The following is a 16,691-nucleotide window of genomic DNA, read 5'->3' on the forward strand; positions in this document are numbered from 1 at the left end:
TGGTACACCTCCTCTGCCCGGCTGGCTCCTTGCGCTGGCAGACTAGCCGGACCGAGTGTCTGTAGAGGAGGGGGGCGACGTCGTGTCTCAGCTGGTCACCGGTGAAGCAGTCGTTCTCCAGGTACGGATCGCCCGGATGCCGACGCGGGCACTGGCATGTGCGATCGACATGATCCTGCAGGGCGTCGTACTGGTCGTACTGATCTCGCTACTGGCCGGATTCCTGCTCGGGGGCGAGGCCAGTGAGGCCCTGGCGTTCGCACTCATCTTCATCGTCGTACTGGTGGTGGTGATCGGCTACCGGGTCGTGATGGAGACACTGACGCGCGGGCGGACGCTCGGGAAGATGGTGCTCGGGCTGAAGGTCGTACGCGACGACGGCAGCTCGATCCGGTTCCGGCACGCACTGGTGCGTACGCTGCTGTGGTTCTTTGTGGACTTCGCCCCGTGGTTCGCGGCCAGCCCGGGGATCGTGGCGAGCCTGATGAACAAGCAGGGGAAGCGGATCGGGGACATGGTCGCCGGCACGGTCGTCATCCGCGAACGGCACCAGGCGATGGCGTCGCCGCCGCTCTTCGTGCCTGGTCAGCTGGTGCAGTGGGCGCAGTCGCTTGAACTGTCGCGGTTGTCGGATGAGTTGGCGAACGCGACACGTGATTACCTGGCGCGGTACGCCGAACTGCTGCCCGGGGCGCAGATCGCGCTTGGTGAGGCGCTGGCCGCACGGGTCGCTGCTGTCACTGCGCCGACGCCGCCTGTGCAGCTGATCGCACCGGCGTACCTCTCCGCGGTACTGGCCGAACGCCGCCGCCGCGAGCTCCACCGCCTCTCCACCCAACGCCCCCTCCACACCGGCCCCTTCGCCCCACCTGCAACCATCACACCGCAGTACGCCCCCAACCAGCCGTACGCCGCACCGGTGCAGGTCGGCGCCCCGTCGTACGCCCCACCGCTGCCAGCCGGCGCCCCGTCGTACGCGATCCCCGCCGGACCGTTCGCCCCGCCCAGCCCGTACGGCGCACTCCCGCCCGCTCCGCCCGCCTTCTCTCCGGCCGCAGCGCCAGGCCCCTTCCCGCCACCCGCGGCGCCGCACCAGGACAGCCGGCCGGTCAGCGTGAACGCGCAAGGCTGGGCCGCACCGGGCAGCGGCGACTCCACCCAGTGGTTCTAGCCGGGCAGTATTCTTGCGACCATGTCGCAAATAGCGTGGGACCAGTGGCTGGCGAGATGGGACGACCAGCAGGCCGGGTACCTGCCGGACCGGGACGAACAGTTCGAGCTGATGCTCACCATCGTCGACAAGCTCATCGGCGTGCCCAAGAGATTCGTCGACCTCGCCTGCGGCCCCGGCTCGATCTCCGCGCGCACGCTGCGGCGCTTCCCCAGCACCGAGGTGATCGGCGTAGACCTCGACCCGTTCCTCCTGGAGATCGCCCGGAACGCCATACCCGGCGCACGGTTCGCCGAAGCGGACCTGCGCGCCGACAACTGGGACGCCGTACTCGGCGACGCCCCGGTCGACGCGGTCTGCTCCGCGACGGCGCTGCACTGGCTGGACCCGGCCGACCTGGACACCCTCGCGCGTACGCTGGCCCGCCGCATCCGCCCAGGTGGCGTCTTCCTCAACGCGGACACCATGCGCCTGGGCCCGACCGAGGTACCACGCCTGGACGCGATCGCCGTCGAGCTGCGCAACCAGATCTGGTCGGACTCGCACGCGAATGGCGTCGAGGACTGGGAAACCTGGTGGTCCGCGGCCGCCGCCGAGCCCGCCTTCACGGACCTCCTGGCCGTACGAGCCGACCGTTTCGCCAACCGCACAACCACGCGCGACATCACCCTCACCGACACCCTGGAATCCTTCCGCAAAGCCGGCTTCCAAGAGGTGGCAGTCCTAGGCCAAGTAGCCGACAAACACCTACTAGCCGCCATCCGCTGAAAACCAGAGCACCCCGCAGGAAATCCCGCGGGGTGCTCCAAACCTCAGTAGCGGTAGTGCTCAGCCTTGTACGGGCCTTCGACGGGCACGCCCAGGTAGTTGGCCTGCTCCTTCGTCAACTCGGTCAGCTTCACGCCGAGTGCGTCGAGGTGCAGTCGCGCAACCATCTCGTCCAGGTGCTTCGGCAGTACGTACACCTCGGTCGGGTACTCGGCCGTCCGGACGAACAGCTCGATCTGCGCGAGGACCTGGTTGGTGAACGAGTTCGACATCACGAACGACGGGTGACCGGTCGCGTTGCCCAGGTTCAGCAGCCGCCCCTCGGACAGCACGATGATCGTGTGACCGTCCGGCCTCTGCGATTTGCTCGCCTCCGGCGGAAAGCGGAACTCGTCGACCTGCGGCTTGATGTTCACCCGCTCGACGCCCGGCACCTTGTACAGCCCGGCCATGTCGATCTCGTTGTCGAAGTGGCCGATGTTGCCGACGATCGCCTGGTGCTTCATCGCGGCCATGTGATCGGCGGTGATGACGTCCTTGTTGCCGGTGGTGGTGACGAAGATGTCCGCGATCCCGACCACATCGTCGACCGTCGACACCTGGTACCCGTCCATCGCGGCCTGCAGCGCGCAGATCGGGTCGATCTCGGTGACGATCACCCGGGCGCCCTGACCGCGCAGCGACTCGGCGCAGCCCTTGCCTACGTCGCCGTACCCGCAGACGACCGCGACCTTGCCGCCGATCAGTACGTCGGTGGCGCGGTTGATGCCGTCGATCAGCGAGTGCCGGCAGCCGTACTTGTTGTCGAACTTCGACTTCGTCACCGAGTCGTTGACATTGATCGCCGGGAACAGCAGCGCGCCGGCCTTGTGCATCTCATACAGCCGGTGCACGCCGGTGGTGGTCTCCTCGGTGACACCCTTGATGCCCTGACCGATGGTGGTCCACTTCGACGACGACTCGGCCAGCGAACGGGTCAGCAGCTTCAGGACGACGCCGTACTCCTCGGAGTCGGCCGTCGACGGATCCGGTACGGCACCCGCCTTCTCGAACTCGGTGCCCTTGTGGACGAGCATGGTCGCGTCGCCACCGTCGTCCAGGATCATGTTGGGGCCTTCACCCGGCCAGGTCAGCGCCTGCTCGGTGCACCACCAGTACTCCTCCAGCGTCTCGCCCTTCCAGGCGAACACCGGGACACCGGCCGGCGACTCGGCGGTACCGTTCGGGCCGACGACGACCGCGGCGGCCGCGTGGTCCTGGGTGGAGAAGATGTTGCAGGACACCCAGCGGACCTCGGCACCGAGCGCCACCAGGGTCTCGATCAGTACCGCGGTCTGGATCGTCATGTGCAGCGAACCCATGATCCGGGCGCCGGCCAGCGGCTTGCTCTCGCCGTACTGCGCACGCATCGCCATCAGGCCGGGCATCTCGTGCTCGGCCAGCCGGATCTCCTTGCGCCCGAACTCGGCCAGGCCGAGATCCGCCACCTTGTAGTCGAACGTCATGCCGCTCCCCTGAAGACTGTCACTGGACGTGTCATTGCTACCGCACCTGAGCGTAGAGGGCCGAGCCACGCGGTTTGATCGCTCCAGGCGCGTTTTTGACACCGAAATGTCAAGATTGATGCTATGCGCATCACCGAGGCCGCTCGCCAGCTGGGTACCACTCCGCGCATGCTGCGCTACCGGGAGGCACTCGGCCTGCTGCCGCGGTCCCGATCGGAGCACACCGCCCAGCGCCAGTACGACGAGCGCGATCTGGCCGCGGTGCAGCTCGCGCTCGATCTGGAACGCCGGTACGACGTGACGCCGGCCGCCCTTGCCTTCGCCCTCCGCGCGCTCGCCGAACCGTCCGTGGCGGCGGACATCCGCAACCTCGGCTACCGCACCGGCCGGCTGTCCGCCCCGCCCACCCAGTCCGAGATCGACCGCGAACGCGCCCTCCGCTGGCTAGGCCGCTCCGGCGTACTCCCACCAAAACCCCGCTGACACCCCGTCCCCTGCTGCCCCGTCTCAGGGGTCAACCCCTGAGCTGGTGGGTTCGCCTACCGGAATACACGGGGCCAACCCACAACCCCAGGGGCTGACCCCTCAGACGGTGGGTTCGCCTACCCGAATACGCGGGGCCAACCCGCCACCCCAGGGGCTGACCCCTGAGACGGTGGGTTCGCCTACCCGAATGCGCGGGGCCAACCCGCGACCTCAGGGGCTGGCCCCTGAGACGGCGGTCGGTTAGTGGGAAGGGGCTTCGGGGACGGTGGGGCGGTCTTCGCGGACGTAGTTCTCCACGTAGATGTCCGGCTCGAGGTAGATGTGCTGGCTCATCGGCTCGGCTTCGCGTACCGCATGTTCGGCCGCGTTGATCGTCTGCGCCACCACGGCCGCGTCCGAGGTCGGCTCGACTGCCAGTTTCGCGGCGACCAGTACCTCTTCCGGACCGAGGTGCAGCGTCCGGATGTGGATCAGCCGCTGGACGCCGGGCGTGTTCTCGATCGCCGCCACGATCCGCTGCTGGGACTCGCGGGTCGCGGACTCGCCGAGCAGCAGCGACTTCATCTCGATCGCGAGGAAGATCGCGACGCAGACCAGCAGCGCGCCGATCGCCATCGAACCGAGGCCGTCGAACACACCGTTGCCGGTGGCAAGGGTCAGCGCGACACCGATCAGCGCCAGCACCAGACCGGTCAGCGCGGCGAAGTCCTCGAGCAGGATCACCGGCAGCTCCGGGGCGCGCGCGTTCCGGACGAACTTGACCCACGGGACCTTGCCGCGGACCTTGTTCGCCTCGATGATCGCGGTCCGGAAGGAGAAGCTCTCCATCACGATCGCGAGCACCAGCACCACCACCGGCACCCATTTCCAGCTGTCGATCCCGTGCGGGTCGTGCACCTTGTGGTAGCCCTCGTACAGCGCGAACAGACCGCCGACGCTGAACAGCACGATCGACACGATGAACGAGTACACGTACCGTTCGCGGCCGAAACCGAACTGGTGCAGCTCGTCGGCTGCCCGCTTCGCCCGCTGACCGCCGACCAGCAGCAGCACCTGGTTGCCCGCGTCGGCGAGCGAGTGGATCGCCTCGGCCAGCATCGAGGCCGACTGCGTCAGTCCCCAGGCGGCGAACTTGGTGATCGCGATCCCGGTGTTCGCCAGCAAAGCCGCGACTACGGCCTTGTTCCCGCCACCAGCCATGGTGTTCTGTTCCTCCGGTAATCAGCGTGCGGACACGACGAACGCCGTGCCGGAACCACGCAAGATACAGGGTCCTTCGGGTCCGGAAGCGAACCCGGACTGGCCCGCGGACAAGCTCTCAGCAGATTCTTGGCCGAGCACCTCAACCACCCCGTCGACGCAGGCGATGATCCGTGGCCCGACGCCGTCGACCGTCCGCTCGGCACCCGCGAGCTCCACCCGCTGCACGGCGAAGTACTCGCATCCGGTCTCGTAGACACCGGCGTCCGTCGCGGTCAGTACTGGGTCCTCGAGCGGCTCGAAATCGACCACCGAGACCAGCTCGGGTACGTCGACGTGCTTGCTGGTCAGCCCACCGCGCAGCACGTTGTCCGAGTTGGCCATGACTTCGAAACCGAGCCCGTGCAAGTACGCGTGCACGTTCCCGGCCGGCAGGTACACCGCGTCGAATCGCTCCAAGCGCACCCGGTTCAGCAAGAGCGCGGCAAGTACGCCGGGATCGTCCGGGAAGTCGGCGCACAGTTTCGCGAGCGTCTCGCGCTCCAGGGCGAACGCTTCCCCGCTGTACTGGGCGACTGCCTCGCCGAGCGCACCGACCAACGGCCGGATGGTGTCGCGATCGGTGCTCATGAAGTCCGTGAAGGCCTCCCGGAGCTTCCCGTCGCGGAGCTGGTTCGTCAGCTCGGTGAACCCGGCCGGCGCCAGCGCGTCGAGCAGCGCGACCGTACGCTCCAGCGGCCGGAAACCGACCAGTGCGTCGAACGGATCGAGCGCGATCAGGATCTCCGGCTTCGGCCAGGCGTCCTTGTAGTTGCGGTCCGGCGCGTTCCGGGGGATCCCGTTCGCCTCGTCCCGCGCGTACCCGTCGATCGCCTGGTCGCGGGACGGGTGTGCCTGGATCGACAACGGCTGCCCGGCCGCCAGCAGCTTCGCGAGGAACGGGAACCGGCCGTCGAAGCGCTCGGCGGTCTCCTCCCCGAGAACCGCGGCCGGGTCGGCGGACACCGCGTCGTACAACGTGTCACCGTTCGGCAGCACCGACGGCGCCGACTCGTGCGCACCCATCCACATTTCAGCTTGCGGCTTGCCGTCCGGCTCCACCCCGAGCAGCGCAGGTAACGCGGTCCGCGATCCCCAGGCGTAGTCGCGGATGGTGTTCTGCAGCCGAACTACCACGCTGGGTCCTCCGAGGGATTCCCTTGCTCGAACGGGTCGCTGTCAGTCGCCGTACCGTACCGGCCGAGGCCCAGGCCCAAGTACGCCGCGGCGTACCGCCCGTGCTGCGTCAGCGCCGCGTACCGGGCGATGTCCGTGCCATTGGCCTGCGTGACGGTGTGTACGCGGACGTCATGCGCTTCGGCCTTCGCCTCCAGCTTCCGGCGCTGCTCGGCCACCTCCTCCACGCCGTCGTCCAGGATGACCAGAGCGGGCCGTAGGTCCTCCGGCTTGTCGAACGGATCGGCGAACAGGTCACGCGGCGGCTGGTTCAGTACGGGCAGCAGGTGGCCGGCGTCCGCGGCCAGAGCCGGCCGGCCACTGGCCAACCGGATTGCCTCGACCACACGGCGTGCTGCCCGGGCAGCGAGTACAGAACCGCCCCACACCAAGGGCAGCGCGTCAGCCAGTACCAGAGCCAGGTCCTTGGCCGGATTGGACGCTACGTCGTTGTTGGGCGAGCACTCGATGGCCACGTCGTCCAGCACCGCGGCGACCGACTTGTGGTCCACCTCCGGCCCCAGCTCCATCTGGTGCAGTGCCTGCAGTACGGCGACCGCTGCAGCCAACTGGTCGTCGGACTGGGACGGCAGCCGGATGGCGTGCCGCAGACCGGCCGAGGCGACTACTACCGGAGAGTCAGGTGGTGCGGCGACCATCAGGCCACAACCGCGCCGGACTGCCTCGCCGGTCGCGGAGATGGCGTCCAGGTCCTCGGAAGCGCCACCGAGCACTACGACCAGGTCCAGCGGACCGGTCCAGCCGGGCAGCCCCGGACCAGGCCAAGCCAGGAACGGAACCGGGCAGACCGGCTCCAGCACGGCCCGGACCAGCCGGGCGTCACGGCCGACAGCCACCACAGCGCGCGGACGGAAGCCGTCCGACGTCAGCCCGGACAGTACGTCCTCGGAGGCCTCCAGCTCGGCCCGCACGCGCGCACCGGCCATCGCCAGCCGCCGGAGCAGGTGGTCCGCCGCCTGCAGTGCGGCCGGGTCATCCAGCCGTGTGTCGTCAAACAGACTCATCAGTTCTCCGTCGAGGCGGTTTCCCTGGTGTCCCGGGCCTCGTCGATCAGCAGCACCGGGATGTCGTCACGCACCGGATACGCCAGCGCGCAGGCGGCGTTCGTACAGATCAGTTCGTTCGCCTCGTTGTCCACCCGGAACTCCGAGCGGCACTTCGGGCAGACCAGGATGCTCAGCAGGTCCGGGTCCAGATTGACTGCCATTCAGTTCTCCTCCACCGATGCACCGGTGATCAGGGCCAGTACTTCGTCGCGGACACGTTCCATCGTGGCCTGGTCCGCGGCCTCGACGTTCAGTCGCAGCAGCGGTTCGGTGTTCGACGCACGGACGTTGAACCACCACTGTCCCGCCGAGACGGTCAGACCGTCCAGGTGGTCGACGCTGATTCCGTCGCCGCCAGCGTAAGTGTCCTCGATCGCGGCCACGGTGGCGGCCTGGTCGGCGACCGTGTTGTTGAGCTCGCCGGACGCGACGTACCGCTCGTACTCGGCGAACCGCTCGCTGGCCGGACGGTCCTGCTCGCCCAGCGCGGCCAGCACGTGCAGCGCGGCCAGCATGCCGGTGTCGGCCCGCCAGAAGTCGCGGAAGTAGTAGTGCGCCGAGTGCTCGCCGCCGAACACCGCGTCGGTCTCGGCCATCTTCTGCTTGATGTTGGAGTGCCCGACCCGGGTCCGGACCGGCACCCCACCGTGCTCGGTGACCAGCTCCGGCACCGCCTTGGAGGTGATCAGGTTGTGCAGGATGGTCGACCCGGGCTGCTTGGCCAGCTCACGGACCGCGACCGCGCCGGTGATCGCGCTCGGCGAGATCGGATCGCCCAACTCGTCGACCACGAAACAGCGGTCGGCGTCGCCGTCGAAGGCGAGGCCGAGATCTGCGCCGGTCTCCCGGACCTTCGCCTGCAGGTCGACCAGGTTCTTCGGGTCCAGCGGGTTCGCCTCGTGGTTCGGGAAGTTGCCGTCCAGCTCGAAGTACAGCGGGATGATCGTCACCGGGCCGTCCGCGAAGACCGCCGGTACGGTGTGACCGCCCATCCCGTTGCCGGCGTCGACGACCACGGTGAGCGGCCGGATCCCGCTCAGGTCGACCAGGTCGTGCAGATGGTCCGCGTACGCCGTCAGCAGGTCCTTGTGGGTGACATGCCCGGCCGCGGAGCCGGTCGCCGGGCCTTCGGTCAGCGCCTTGGCGACCAGATCCGCGATGTCCCGCAGCCCCGAGTCGGCGCCGACCGGGGCGGCCGCCTGGCGGCACAGCTTGATCCCGTTGTACTTGGCCGGGTTGTGGCTGGCGGTGAACATCGCGCCGGGCAGATCGAGCCGCCCGGACGCGAAGTACAGCTGATCGGTGGAGGCCAGACCGATGTCGATCACATCGGCACCGGTACTGGTCACTCCCTCGGCGAAGGCGGCTGCCAGCGCGGGGCTGGACGGCCGCATGTCGTACCCGACCACGACCGCCCCGGGTCCGGCGAGCACGTCCAGCACCTCGACGAACGCGGCCCCGGTCGCCCGGGCCACCGACTCGTCCAGCTGGTCCGGTACTACCCCCCGTACGTCATACGCCTTGAAGATCGCCGCAACGTCAACCATGCGTGGACCCTATCCGGCCCACCCCAGCCGCCGTGTTTCAGACACCCACTCAGGCCTTTTCGAACCAGCCGGTGTCCTTGCGGTGATGCACCGTCGGCAGCTGCCGCGGGACCACCGGCGCGGCCCAGCGGGTCGCGTTCGCGAGCACCTGCTGGATCTCCGGCTGGTGGTACGTCGGGTACTCCTGGTCGCCCGGGCGGAAGTAGAAGACCCGGCCCTGACCGCGGCGATAGCAGCAGCCCGAGCGGAACACCTCGCCGCCGGAGAACGAGCTGACGAAGACCAGCTCGTCCGGCTGCGGGATGTCGAACAGCTCGCCGTACATCTCCTCCCGATCGATCACCAGCGGGTGCGGGATGCCCTGGGCGATCGGGTGGCCGGCGGCGACCGTCCAGATCAGTTCCCGGTCGTTCTCGGCGCGCCAGTCGAGCGAGCAGGTCGTACCCATCAGCTTGATGAAGATCTTGCTGAAGTGCGCCGAGTGCAGCGCGATCAGACCCATCCCGGACAGGACGTGCTGCTGTACGCGCTCGACCACCGCGTCGTCGACGTCACCGTGCGCGGCGTGACCCCACCAGGTGAGTACGTCGGTGTCGGCCAGTACCTCCTCGGTCAGACCGTGTTCCGGGTCCTGCAGCGTGGCGGTCCGGACCACGACGTCGGCACCGAGCTTGGCGCGCAGTGCGGCCGCGATCGTGCCGTGCATGGTGTCCGGGTAGACCTTGCGGACGGACTCGTCGCGGCCCTCGTGGACGTTCTCGCCCCAGACGGTGACGCGGATGGGTTCAGTCATGGAGAACTACCTCTCGTCCCGCCTTCGCCGAGGCGTAGCAGGCGTCGATGATCTCGGTCCGGAGCAGCGCCTCGGACCCGTTCTGGCCTTCCCACTCACCGCTGCGAACGATCCGGACGAACTCCCGGACCACCGCGCGGTGCCCGAGTCCGGCGCCGGTCGCAGGCTTCACCTCGGCCGGTACGCCGGCCACGTCGGTGAAGATCCGCAGCGTGTCCTCGGTGGTGTAGTTCTGGACGTCGATCTTGGCGCCGCCCTCGGTACCGAACAGTTCGATGCCGAAGTTGTCGCCCGGTGCCCGGTAGGTCGCCCAGCTGGTCTCCAGCTGCAAGGCGCCGCCACCCTTCAGGCGCAGGTACGCGGTGGCCAGGTCCTCCACCTCGAACTTCGAGCCGAGCGTGTCGACGGTCGGGCGGTCCGGCGTACTCGCGCTGCCCTTGCCCTGCGGACCGAGCTCCGCGAAGGTGTCGGCGGACACCGTACTGATCTGCGGCTCACCCATCAGGTGCAGCGCCATGTCCAGGATGTGTACGCCGAGGTCGATCAGCGGTCCGCCGCCGGACAGCTCCCGGTTGGTGAACCAGCCACCCATGCCGGGGATGCCATTGCGGCGCATCCAGTGCGCCTTCGCGTAGTAGATCCGGCCCAGCTGGCCTTCGTCGATCTGGTGCTTCAGGGCCGCGACGTCACCGCGTTCCCGGTGGTTGAACACCACCTTCAGCACCCGGCCGGCCTGTTTCGACGCCTCGACCATCGCGGTGCCTTCCGCCACCGTACGGGCCAGCGGCTTCTCGGACAGGACGTGCAGGCCCTTCGCCAGCGCGGCGAGCGCGATCGGGGCGTGCAGCTGCGTCGGCGTACCGATGCTGACCGCGTCCAGCCCCGGCGTCTCGAGCAGGTCCTCCCACTTCTCGTACAGGTGCGGTACGCCGTGCTTCTCGCCCAGGCTGGTGAGCGTGTCCTTCTCCAGCCCGGCCAGCGCGAGCACCTCGACGTCCGGCAGCTCGGAGAACGCCTCCAGCGCGGTCCGCCCGGCGAACCCCAGCCCCACAACTCCGACCCGCAGTTTTTGATCGTTCACAGACACGATCCTCTCCCGATGACAACGAAGGTCACAAACCTGTTCCCACACTACGGAACACGTTCGGACACAGGTCGCCCGAGATATAACAGATCGGTCACGGCAACCGCGGCTTCAATCAGCAGCTCGACAGGTAGTGCACCCGCGAGACGCTGTACACCCCCGCCCCATCACGCTCAAGTGCACTACCCACCCACCAACACATCCTGTCGAGCTGCACATCACAAACCCACCCAAGCTGCCCTACCCCCACGGCCGCTGCCGTCACCCAAACCGGTTTGGGGAGACTCACCCTCCCCGACCAGGCACCCACCGACCCCAGTCGACCTGCCGAACCACCCCAAACCGGTTTGGGGACGATCCCCACCACGGCGGCTTCGTTGCTGCCAGTTGAGGCGGTGGGCGGTGGGGCGGTGAGGGTGGGGCGGGGGTGGTGGGGCCGGTGGGGGTGGGTCAGTCGTCGTCGGTGTCGAAGTCTGGGTCGATTTGTTCCGGGGAGAGGGCGAGGACGTCGGCGAGTTCGAGGACCAGGGCCGAGCGGACCAGCCAGGCGAGGGTGGCGCCGGAGCGTTCGGCGCGGAGCTCGATCGGGCGGCGGAAGACGATGATCCGGTACGGCTCGTGCGACGTGCCGCCGGTGGCATGGGTGAGCGGGATCTCGGTCGCGTCGAGGTCCAGGTTCGGGACGTCCTCGATCGCGAACTCGACCCGGGCGACGACCTGCGGCAGCCGCTTCTCCAGCCGGGTCACCTCGATCGCGACCACCTCATCGAACTGGGCAGCGGCCGAGCGCTGCAGCGGCAGACCCCGCGGCGCGAACTTGCTCGGCCGGCTGATCGGGCCGAGCATGCCGCGGCCGTGGCGGTCGATGTGCCTGCGATGACGGCGAGCCTCGGTCACGCGCTCAGCCTAGTGGGGGTAACGTCTGTGCGTGAGCATCGCCAGGACCTGTTCGCGCGCCGGATGTCAGAAGCCGGCTGTTTCGACGCTCACCTACGTCTATGCGGACTCGACCTGTGTACTCGGGCCGCTCGCGACGTACGCGGAGCCGCACTGCTACGACCTGTGCGCCGACCACGCAGACCGCCTGACCGCACCGAACGGCTGGGAAGTCATTCGGCTCGCTCCGGACCCTGCAGCGGCCGGACCGTCGTCGGACGACCTGGAAGCACTGGCGAACGCGGTCCGCGAGGCCGCACGCCCGCTGCCGCCCCGCGAGCCACGGGCCGGCACTCCGGGAGCTCCTGTCGAGGTGGCTCGCCGGGGCCATCTCCGCATGCTGCAGGACCCCGGCGCCAACACCTCAGAAGGCTGAGAACACCCTCAGCTACCGCAGCGCGGCGCTGACGTCCGGCTGAGCCCCCAGCTGCGCACGGAACACGAGTGACGTGTTCAACGGCCACGCCGCGACCTGTGCCGTGTCGCTCGAGTCAGTCTTAGCGGCCGGCATCAGCGTGACACCTGCCACCACGGTCCCCCGCGTCTGCTGCACCATCAGGTACGTAGCGCGCGGCTGCGCCGGGAAGGCGATCTGCGTCGTCGCTCCACCAACCACATCCAGCGCCCGCGTAGTCAGTACGCGTCCGGCCGCGTCGCGCAGCTCGAACTTCACGCTGCCGGTCTTCCCCGGCGCGGTCACCTGCAGTACGGCCGGCTGCTGATGAGCCGGCAGCACCAGGTACGCCGGGCCGGTGAGCGCTTCGGCCGAGCCGATGGACGCGAAGTCGGTCTTCTTCGCGTCGGTCATCCGCATCGACGCGGTCACCGGCTGATCCGAGGTGATGGTGATCGCACTGGCGTCGCCGTGCAGCGTCGGGTCCATGATGAACGTCCGCACCGAACCAGCTTCGATCAGCTCGGTCTCCATGCCGGCCGGCTTGAACGGTCCGTTCGGCCCGTTCACGGTCAGGCTGACCGTTGCCTGCAGGTCACTGGGGTTCGCCACGGACAGGATCCGCAGTCCGGCGCCTGGTGCGGCCGCTGGTACGAACACCTTGGTCGCGGGCGGTGCCGACGGGTTCAGCCAGTCCACACCGGCCGGCTGCGTCCCGTTCGAAGCGTTGGAGCGTACGGCGGCTGCCACGCGCCCTCCGGTCGATACGACGTGCAGGGCGATGTCCCGCAAGTTCGGAGTGACCTCCTTGAGGAACACCTCGGTGCTGGTACGAGCCGGTACGACAATGCCGCGCGTCGCGGGCAGGTCCTGTGCACCAGTGCGGGCGTACACACTGACGTTGACCTCGGCGTTGATGGTGTCCAGGTTGGTCAGCACCAGTACGTCGCGGCGGTCGCTCGCACCGGACGCTCCGACGAACCAGAAGTCCGCACCGGGCATCTGGCACGGCACACTGGCCATCCCGGCGTTCACACCTTCTTTGGCGGTGGTCGTCGCCGTACCGACCGTGCCTGCTGCCAACGGACCGGCGCCCTGGATGGCGAGCGGTTGCGGCGTCACAGCCGGTGTACTCGACCCGATCTTGCCGCGTACGAGCAGCGACCCGACTGGGGCCGAGGTGGCGGGCAGCGGCGTGATGGACAACGGCTGCGAGGTCCCGGACGCCGCCGGCGTGCCGTCGGGCAATGTCGGCGACACCGCGTTCACCACGCTGGCCATCTTGCCGCCGGGCGCGAGCACTGGACAGGCCAGCGCCGCCCGGTTCACCACAGTGCGCGATGGCTCGGTCACCGCGGCCTGGGCGCGCGTGTCAGGTGACTCGGGGTGAGTGACCACGCCGAGCCCGGCCAGCGCGGCCATGGCGACGACGACGGCTCCGATCCGGAGCCGCGGGTCGGACAGCAACCGGGTCACCGCGGGTCCCTCCTAGCGTGCGTGCCTTGCGGTACGGCGACGGTCCGGCGGACTGTCGGCAGGCAGAACACCAGCGCGATGATCCACCCGAGCAGCCCGAAGAAGCGCCAGACCGAATGCGTCTGGTCGACTAGCGGGGTCTTGCCCTCGACCTTCGACCGGTCCACCAGCCAGGACGCGTCGCCGTCGTCAGCACTGGCCCTGGTCAGACCGGGCAGCGAGTCGAGCGTCGCCTGCAGCGTCGGGTCCACCGGACCAGGCAGGTACACGTAGTCGATCGCCAGACCGGCCAACTGCCGGCCCTCCTCACCACTACCGCCACCACCGAGAGTTGCCAGTACGTCAGTGATCGGCTTGCTCTGCGCCGAAGTGGGTGCTGCTTCGAGCGAGCCCATCCGCGGGCCGCCGTCCTTGACCAGCGAGAACCGCATCTGTCCACCTGGTGCCTTGCGCACCACCAGGATGGACTGGTTGTCCGGTGGGTCCTGCGAGGACACCAGGTACGCCGGGAGATCCTGCGCGGGCCCCCGCCACAGCGGACCGTCCGTGCCACGCACCAGCCAGAACCCTGCTGTCACCACACTGGTCAGCAGCACGATGCCCAATACGCCCTGGACGATGATCTCGGTGGACTTGCCAACCGAGTCCCAGGCGACAGCTACGGCAATGACCCAGCCGGCTGTCATCAGGAACATCAACGGACCGCTACCGCCACCCAGTCGGCTGGAGATCAGTGTGCCGGCCAGACCGGCCAGTGCGGCGAACCAACCGAGCAGTTCGTACCGCTGCCGCGACGACCGCAACAGACTGAGCAAAGCGACCAGAATCAGCGGTACGGCGAACCACCACGGTGTCGGCGCACCGACCGGGGTGCCGGTCAGCAAATGCGGCAGGCTGTCGCCCGGACCGACCGCAGTGGTGGGCGGACCACCCGCCTCCTGCCCCAGCTTCCAGGGGTGCCGCACCAGGTCGATCGTCCACGGCAGAACCAGCAGCAACCCGAGCACGACGGAGAACACCAGCTGACGGCCTTGCCGGCGCCAGCCAAGCCCGAACACGCCGCCAACAGCCAGGATGACCGCAACCAGCAGGCCCAGGGCCGGAGTAAAGGCGATCAGCACGGCCAGGCAGATCCCGGCGAACCACGCGGCCCGCCAACTGCCCTGCACGACTACGCGCCGCCGCCTTGCCACGGTATGCACGGCCGCACCGAGCAGCGGCAGCACAATCGCCGCCACACACGTCCCGAGCCGCCCTTGCGTAATCGCACCGTTCGTGAAGACCGCCAGCCCGTACGCCGAGGCGCCCCACGCCCGAGCCATCCGGTCCACTACGAACGCACGGAGCAACGCCCAAGCGGCCAGTCCGGCTAGGGGAACCGCTCCAAGCAGGAGGATGTTCGTCGCACCCGTCGGACCGAACAGCACTGCGGAGAACGCCCAGAACTGCGCCAGCCAAGCAGGCGGCGTTACACCAGGCGGAGCGGCCGCTGCGGCATGCCAGAGAGCCGCCAGGTTCTCGTGGGCCGGGAGCAGCAGCTGCGAGCGCAGTACACCGCCACCGATCAGGTCGCGAGCCGAAATCACCGCACCGATCGCCAGCACGACCCACGCGACCAGGAACGGCCGGCGGATCAGCTGACGACGCCAGCGTGGTTGGTCGACCGCTACCCGGGCAGTGGACTTCGCCCGGCGCGCGGTGGTGACGACCTGCTCTTCCGGTTCGTCCGCCCAGGCCTCGCGGATTCGCTCGGAGATCGTGCTGGTGGTTTCCTCCAGGTTGTGCCGCAGTGCGTGCACGGACCGGGAGAACAGTCCCTTGATGTCCTCGTACGGAACTTTGTCGAGTTTCCGCCGGTTCTTGCGCGCCTGGGTCCAGCCACCGGCCAGGACAGTGCCCAGCAGTGCGGTCCACTCGTCGACGGCACCGGACGGCGTCTTGCCGAGCAGGAACCACACCGACCGCATCAGCGTGCCTAGCAGGAACCGCAACATCAGCAACGGCAGCAGTTTGCCAGGTGCGTTCGCCAGAACGGTGTAGTACGCATGCGCACGGTCGAGCTGGTACGCGTGCCGCCTGGTGCCGGCCAGCGCCCGCTCGCCGGTGGCCGCGGCCTGGGCGTGGTAGACGACCGCGTCCGGCGCGACGCCCACCTGGTACCCGGCGCGGCTGGCGCGCCAGCCGAAGTCGATGTCGTCGCGGAACATCGGCAGCCGCGGGTCGAAACCGCGCAGCGCCTCCCAGACGTCGCGACGGACCAGCATGCCGGCCGAACTGACCGCGAGCACGTTCCGCGGCTGGTCGTGCTGGCCCTGGTCGAGCTCGCCGTTCTCGATCCCGGTGTCGCGGCGGCCGCCGAGCGAAGTCGTCACTCCGACTTCGAGCAGTTCCCGGTCCCGCGGCCAGAGCCGCAGCTTCGGGCCCCAGACCCCGGTGTTCGGCGACATAGTGGCCTGAAGCAACAATTGCTCCAGCGCCCGGGGCGCCGGCGCGCAGTCGTCGTGCAGCAGCCACAGCCACTCCACCACGGGCATGTGCCCGTCGTCACCGTACGGGCCGACGGCGCTCGGGATCGGCGCGAAACCGTGTGCTTCCAGGCCGCGCGCGACCGCGACGCCGAAACCGGTCCGGGCCGAGACGCTGACCACCGGCTCGACGCCGGGCATCGCGGCCAGCAGCTCGGCGGTCTCGTCGGTGGAGCCGGTATCGACCGCGATCAGCCGGTCCGGGCGTGGGTTCAGCGCCCACAGCGACTCGGACAGCCGCGGCAGCCAGGCCGCGCCCTCGTGCCCCACCACCACCGCGGTGACGACATGCCGGACCCGCGGTCGACCCATCGGGTCGTCGATGTGGTCGGTCGGGAAGTCGACGGAGTCGAAGAATTCCCAGCCGGCCGGGGCTTCTTGTTCCATGCGGAGCTGTGACACCTCGATGCTTGCGGACGGTCACCGTGACCGCAGGTCCCGGCGAGGAATCACCATACAGCCGCCGCCGGAGCGGTGGAAAAGCCGCGGGCCCCGGACGACTGATCGTCCAGGGCCTCGCGGAA

At 68.7% G+C, this 16,691-nt stretch carries 15 protein-coding genes; 4 read left to right on the plus strand and 11 right to left on the minus strand.

Annotation, left to right across the window (positions count from 1 at the left end; translation table 11 throughout):
* Positions 1-82: 82 nt before the first annotated feature.
* Together ABD260_RS18840 and ABD260_RS18845 are read left to right on the plus strand one after the other, a co-directional pair.
* On the plus strand, positions 83-1,171 hold the full coding sequence (locus ABD260_RS18840) for an RDD family protein (protein WP_344234900.1): 1,089 nt from the start codon (positions 83-85) through the stop codon (positions 1,169-1,171).
* Positions 1,172-1,192: 21 nt separating this feature from the next.
* Positions 1,193-1,939, plus strand: coding sequence for a class I SAM-dependent methyltransferase (locus ABD260_RS18845; RefSeq protein ID WP_344234901.1), 747 nt, complete (start codon positions 1,193-1,195; stop codon positions 1,937-1,939).
* A gap of 44 nt (positions 1,940-1,983) precedes the next feature.
* Here the strand turns inward: ABD260_RS18845 and ahcY are convergent, their stop codons facing one another.
* The gene (ahcY, locus tag ABD260_RS18850) at positions 1,984-3,444 is read right to left on the minus strand and encodes an adenosylhomocysteinase (RefSeq protein ID WP_344234902.1); all 1,461 of its coding nucleotides are present in this window, start codon (positions 3,442-3,444) and stop codon (positions 1,984-1,986) included.
* Positions 3,445-3,567: 123 nt separating this feature from the next.
* Here ahcY and ABD260_RS18855 point away from each other — a divergent pair, with 123 nt between their 5' ends.
* A complete protein-coding gene (locus ABD260_RS18855) occupies positions 3,568-3,927 on the plus strand; it encodes a MerR family transcriptional regulator (protein ID WP_184836262.1) in 360 nt (119 codons plus the stop codon).
* A 243-nt stretch (positions 3,928-4,170) separates the two neighbouring features.
* Here ABD260_RS18855 and ABD260_RS18860 read toward each other — a convergent pair whose 3' ends face one another.
* The 8 genes from ABD260_RS18860 to ABD260_RS18895 all read right to left on the minus strand — a co-directional run bounded on the left by ABD260_RS18860 (position 4,171) and on the right by ABD260_RS18895 (position 11,733).
* Entirely contained in the window at positions 4,171-5,130 is a 960-nt protein-coding gene (locus ABD260_RS18860) for a cation diffusion facilitator family transporter (RefSeq protein ID WP_344234903.1), read from the minus strand.
* Positions 5,131-5,151: 21 nt separating this feature from the next.
* Positions 5,152-6,306 carry a mannose-6-phosphate isomerase, class I gene (gene manA, locus ABD260_RS18865; protein WP_344234904.1) on the minus strand — a complete coding sequence of 385 codons (1,155 nt, stop codon included), beginning with the start codon at positions 6,304-6,306 and terminating at the stop codon, positions 5,152-5,154.
* Positions 6,300-7,370, minus strand: a complete 1,071-nt coding sequence (locus ABD260_RS18870) for an SIS domain-containing protein (protein WP_344234905.1) — start codon at positions 7,368-7,370, stop codon at positions 6,300-6,302. The genes manA and ABD260_RS18870 overlap by 7 nt, the downstream gene beginning before the upstream one ends.
* Positions 7,370-7,573, minus strand: coding sequence for a Trm112 family protein (locus tag ABD260_RS18875; protein ID WP_344234906.1), 204 nt, complete (start codon positions 7,571-7,573; stop codon positions 7,370-7,372). The genes ABD260_RS18870 and ABD260_RS18875 overlap by 1 nt, the downstream gene beginning before the upstream one ends.
* Positions 7,574-8,959, minus strand: coding sequence for a phosphomannomutase/phosphoglucomutase (locus tag ABD260_RS18880; protein WP_344234907.1), 1,386 nt, complete (start codon positions 8,957-8,959; stop codon positions 7,574-7,576).
* A 49-nt stretch (positions 8,960-9,008) separates the two neighbouring features.
* Entirely contained in the window at positions 9,009-9,752 is a 744-nt protein-coding gene (locus ABD260_RS18885) for a ThuA domain-containing protein (RefSeq protein WP_344234908.1), read from the minus strand.
* The gene (locus ABD260_RS18890; RefSeq protein WP_344234909.1) at positions 9,745-10,833 is read right to left on the minus strand and encodes a Gfo/Idh/MocA family protein; all 1,089 of its coding nucleotides are present in this window, start codon (positions 10,831-10,833) and stop codon (positions 9,745-9,747) included. Before ABD260_RS18890 ends, ABD260_RS18885 begins: the two co-directional genes overlap by 8 nt.
* Positions 10,834-11,286: 453 nt before the next feature.
* Positions 11,287-11,733 carry a metallopeptidase family protein gene (locus tag ABD260_RS18895; RefSeq protein ID WP_344234910.1) on the minus strand — a complete coding sequence of 149 codons (447 nt, stop codon included), beginning with the start codon at positions 11,731-11,733 and terminating at the stop codon, positions 11,287-11,289.
* A 31-nt stretch (positions 11,734-11,764) separates the two neighbouring features.
* Here ABD260_RS18895 and ABD260_RS18900 point away from each other — a divergent pair, with 31 nt between their 5' ends.
* Positions 11,765-12,148 carry a DUF3499 domain-containing protein gene (locus ABD260_RS18900; RefSeq protein ID WP_184836277.1) on the plus strand — a complete coding sequence of 128 codons (384 nt, stop codon included), beginning with the start codon at positions 11,765-11,767 and terminating at the stop codon, positions 12,146-12,148.
* Between the two features lie 12 nt (positions 12,149-12,160).
* Here ABD260_RS18900 and ABD260_RS18905 read toward each other — a convergent pair whose 3' ends face one another.
* Together ABD260_RS18905 and ABD260_RS18910 are read right to left on the minus strand one after the other, a co-directional pair.
* Positions 12,161-13,642 carry a DUF5719 family protein gene (locus ABD260_RS18905; protein WP_344234911.1) on the minus strand — a complete coding sequence of 494 codons (1,482 nt, stop codon included), beginning with the start codon at positions 13,640-13,642 and terminating at the stop codon, positions 12,161-12,163.
* The gene (locus ABD260_RS18910) at positions 13,639-16,554 is read right to left on the minus strand and encodes a glycosyltransferase family 2 protein (RefSeq protein ID WP_344234912.1); all 2,916 of its coding nucleotides are present in this window, start codon (positions 16,552-16,554) and stop codon (positions 13,639-13,641) included. Before ABD260_RS18910 ends, ABD260_RS18905 begins: the two co-directional genes overlap by 4 nt.
* Between the last annotated feature and the right edge of the window lie 137 nt (positions 16,555-16,691).

Origin of the sequence: Kribbella hippodromi, assembly GCF_039531045.1 — a bacterium.
In the GTDB taxonomy this organism is placed as follows: domain Bacteria; phylum Actinomycetota; class Actinomycetes; order Propionibacteriales; family Kribbellaceae; genus Kribbella; species Kribbella hippodromi.

Excerpts from the sequence above, each read along its gene's own strand:
- ABD260_RS18845 (WP_344234901.1), top strand. The coding sequence starts at position 1,193 with ATGTCGCAAATAGCGTGGGACCAGTGGCTGGCGAGATGGGACGACCAG.
- ahcY (WP_344234902.1), bottom strand. The coding sequence starts at position 3,444 with ATGACGTTCGACTACAAGGTGGCGGATCTCGGCCTGGCCGAGTTCGGG.
- ABD260_RS18855 (WP_184836262.1), top strand. The coding sequence starts at position 3,568 with ATGCGCATCACCGAGGCCGCTCGCCAGCTGGGTACCACTCCGCGCATG.
- ABD260_RS18860 (WP_344234903.1), bottom strand. The coding sequence starts at position 5,130 with ATGGCTGGTGGCGGGAACAAGGCCGTAGTCGCGGCTTTGCTGGCGAAC.
- ABD260_RS18870 (WP_344234905.1), bottom strand. The coding sequence starts at position 7,370 with ATGAGTCTGTTTGACGACACACGGCTGGATGACCCGGCCGCACTGCAG.
- ABD260_RS18875 (WP_344234906.1), bottom strand. The coding sequence starts at position 7,573 with ATGGCAGTCAATCTGGACCCGGACCTGCTGAGCATCCTGGTCTGCCCG.
- ABD260_RS18880 (WP_344234907.1), bottom strand. The coding sequence starts at position 8,959 with ATGGTTGACGTTGCGGCGATCTTCAAGGCGTATGACGTACGGGGGGTA.
- ABD260_RS18885 (WP_344234908.1), bottom strand. The coding sequence starts at position 9,752 with ATGACTGAACCCATCCGCGTCACCGTCTGGGGCGAGAACGTCCACGAG.
- ABD260_RS18910 (WP_344234912.1), bottom strand. The coding sequence starts at position 16,554 with ATGGAACAAGAAGCCCCGGCCGGCTGGGAATTCTTCGACTCCGTCGAC.